The sequence below is a fragment of the Frankia sp. CoWAU3 genome (assembly GCF_977971855.1).
Map to the genome: position 1 here is coordinate 7,620 of NZ_CDWWXB010000034.1, position 2,532 is coordinate 10,151.

General features: G+C 72.4%; 2 protein-coding genes. Both read left to right on the forward strand.

The features are described from left to right. The coding region (locus AC08ON_RS05665; RefSeq protein ID WP_476616573.1) for a bifunctional 3,4-dihydroxy-2-butanone-4-phosphate synthase/GTP cyclohydrolase II at window positions 1-1,334 on the forward strand (1,334 nt) is incomplete at its 5' end. Next, window positions 1,331-1,813, forward strand: a complete 483-nt coding sequence (gene ribH, locus AC08ON_RS05670; RefSeq protein WP_476607696.1) for a 6,7-dimethyl-8-ribityllumazine synthase — start codon at window positions 1,331-1,333, stop codon at window positions 1,811-1,813. The genes AC08ON_RS05665 and ribH, both read left to right, overlap by 4 nt. Window positions 1,814-2,532: the final 719 nt, after the last annotated feature.

Below are 2,532 nucleotides of genomic sequence, written 5' to 3' on the forward strand. Positions count from 1 at the left end.
ACCGGGAGAACGAGGGTGATCTGATCTTCGCGGCGGAGGCCGCGACACCCGAGCTGGTCGCGTTCATGACGCGGTACACCTCCGGTGTGATCTGCGTGCCGATGGACGCCGCCGACACCGACCGGCTCGAACTGGACCAGATGGTCCCGCACAACACCGAGCGGATGGGCACCGCGTTCACCATCACCGTGGACGCCCGCGACGGCGTCTCCACCGGGATCTCCGCCGCCGACCGGGCCCGCACCATCCGGTTGCTGGCCGACCCGCGGACCACGCCCGGCGACCTGAGCCGGCCGGGCCACATCTTCCCGCTGCGGGCCAAGGACGGCGGGGTGCTGCGCCGCCCCGGCCACACCGAGGCCGCGGTCGACCTGGCCCGGCTCGCCGGGCTGCGGCCGGCCGGTGCGATCTGCGAGATCGTGAACGATGACGGGACGATGGCCCGGCTTCCCCGGCTCGCCGAGTTCGCCCGCGAGCACGGGCTGCTGCTGATCTCCATCGCCGATCTCATCGCTTACCGTCGGCGGACCGAGAAGCAGGTGGTGCGGGTTGCGGAGGCGTCGCTTCCGACGCGTTACGGGGCGTTCCGGGCGGTCGGATTCCGCAACATCCTCGACGGCGTCGAACACATCGCGTTGATCCGCGGCGAGCTCGGTGACGGCGAGGACGTGCTGGTCCGGGTGCACAGCGAATGCCTCACCGGGGACGTCTTCGGCTCCCGGCGCTGCGACTGCGGAACCCAGCTCGACGCGGCACTGCGCATAATCGCGACCGAGGGGCGCGGAGTGGTGCTCTACATGCGGGGCCACGAGGGCCGGGGCATCGGCCTGATGCACAAGCTGCGGGCCTACCAGTTGCAGGACGCCGGCCACGACACCGTCGATGCCAACCTCGCGCTGGGCCTGCCGGCCGACGCCCGTGACTACGGCACCGGGGCCCAGATCCTGGTCGACCTCGGCGTGCGCGGCATCCGGCTGCTGTCCAACAATCCGACGAAGCGGGCCGGGCTGGAGGGCTACGGCCTGCGCATCGTCGAACTCATCGGGATGCCGGTCACCCAGACGCCGGAGAACCTGCGCTACCTGACCACCAAGCGGGACCGGATGGGACACGTCATTCCCGGTCTGCCCAGCATTCCCGGTCCGCCCGGCCTTCCGGGTCCACCCGGCCTGTCCGATCTGCCTAGGGCCGTGGGCGAGGACGAGCCGGCCGGCTCGCGCTGGATCCCGGGGGCGCCGAGGGCGCCGAGGGCGCCCGTCACCTCCGGCTGCACGGCTGTCGCGGGCCCGGGTACGTCCGCCGGGGTCGACTGTGCCGAGGGAGAGGGTCTGTGAGCGGCCTCGGGGCTCCCGCGGAGGTGCTTCCGCCCGTCGAGGGCATGCGGTTGGCGGTGGTCGCCACCCGGTGGCACGCCGAGATCACCGATGCGCTGCTCGCTGGCGCGCTGCGCGCCGCGAAGGACGCGGGCCTCGCGGCGGCACCCGCCGTCGTGCGGGTCTCCGGTGCGGTCGAGCTTCCCGTGATCGCCGCCGCGTTGGCGGCGCGGCATGACGCCGTCGTCGCTCTCGGTGTCGTCATCCGGGGCGGCACCCCCCACTTCGACTACGTCTGTCAGTTCGTTACCGCGGGGCTCGCCCGCGTCACCCTCGACGCCCGCGTCCCCGTCGGCTTCGGCGTGCTCACCTGCGACACCGTCGAGCAGGCCCGGGACCGCGCCGGGCTGCCCGGGTCCAGCGAGGACAAGGGCCGGGAGGCGACCCTGGCCGCGCTGGACACCGCCGCGGTGCTGCGCGATCTGGAACTCGCCGGCTGAGCTTCCAGGCCGTCACCGACCGAAACGTTCCGCATCAGGAGTTCACACACACGGTGCGAGGCCGATCCGTCCGCGTGACATGCTCTCGGTATGGTGTTGCCGTCACATGGCGATTCGAAGTGGATCGGGTGTGCCGGTCGTGTGTTCGCTGCTCGTGGCTCTGATTCCGGCTGTCCCGATCAGTCCGGTGCTCTTGTCGGGACGGCCGGTTACACGAGACTGTGGTCTCACGTCGTATCGGTGCCCTTGCGCTCTGGCGTCATACTTCGCGGTGGGATCGGCGGAGGTCCCGTCGGCCGGCACACATGGGGGCGGGGGTGGCGCGGATGGTAAGTCACGGTGGGAGTTGGAACGGTGACGAGGCGTTGGCGTCGACCGGCCCGGTCGGGGGGAATCCGGAGGCCGGGGAACGGATCGCGGGCGGCCCCGGCCGGCGGGATCCCGACGCGACCGAACCGGGTGGTGGCGGGGACGCGCGCCCCATCTCGCTGCTTGGCCTACGACTGACCGAGCCTCAGGCACCCCGTAACGCGCTGGTTACCCGTCGTCCCGCCCGATCACGTCCGGGCGGGACCCGTTCGGAGCCCGGTACCGGTCGGACAGGGGGCCCCTCCGGGGGGCGCGGGAGCACGGCAGGCCCGCCGCCCACCCCCGTGCCGCCGCCCGCGCCACTGCTCCCGCCGGGCCGGAGTGCGCCCCCCGTGGGCCTTCCATTGACC